The 659-nt window shown below is 39.6% G+C and carries 1 protein-coding gene and 1 pseudogene; one reads left to right on the top strand and one right to left on the bottom strand.

Annotated elements, in window-relative coordinates; all coding sequences use genetic code 11:
- A pseudogene (locus AB4486_RS26180) lies at positions 1-294 on the bottom strand (glycosyltransferase family 9 protein); the annotation flags it as partial.
- 71 nt (positions 295-365) lie between these two features.
- Here AB4486_RS26180 and AB4486_RS26175 point away from each other — a divergent pair.
- Positions 366-659 (top strand): lipopolysaccharide kinase InaA family protein (locus AB4486_RS26175; protein WP_372119675.1); only part of this gene is annotated, 294 nt, incomplete at its 3' end.

The raw sequence follows: 659 nt of genomic DNA, 5'->3' as shown, positions 1-659 counted from the left end.
ATAGATAGCTGTTCTATCATTAAGCATTTCATTGACGACTAAATCATATCGACCATGCGTTTTTAAAATCCGGTAATAGTCCTTAACGGATGCTCTTGGCGGAATTTCAACTAAAGAGTCAACGTCTGGATTGGTACCAAAAACCATCTCCCCTCTAGCATTAACTAAAACATCTATTGTTGCGGTCGGAAACGCTTTTCTCAGACTATGGGTAAAAGCAGAGATCAACAAACTATCACCAATGCAATGAGTGGCAACAACTAATATTTTTTGGTAACTACATGAATCGTTCATTAATCTGTTCGGCGTTTGATATACTGTTCTACCAAGTATGCCATAAACTCCCCAATACGAGACAGTGATTCATGTTTACAACAAAGCAAATCCATAAAACAACGTACTGGTATAATCCTAAATTACTCACCGAAGACGTTGAATTGGCTTTTTCTGTGGATTATTGGAAGGCGAATCAAGCAATACTGGGGCACGCTCAAGGTAGAGGAACAACATGGTTTGTTAAGGGGGAAAAAAGCGATTTCGCTCTTCGACATTATCATCGCGGCGGCTTGTTTGGAAAGCTAGTTAGAGACAGCTATTTATTTACTGGATTAAAGAGCTCACGAGCATACCAAGAGCTAATGTTACTTGAACTCCTCGCT

Source organism: Vibrio sp. 10N.222.55.C6 (assembly GCF_041473395.1).
Classification (GTDB): Bacteria; Pseudomonadota; Gammaproteobacteria; order Enterobacterales; family Vibrionaceae; genus Vibrio; species Vibrio crassostreae_C.
This window is presented reverse-complemented; position numbering and strand designations above follow the sequence as displayed.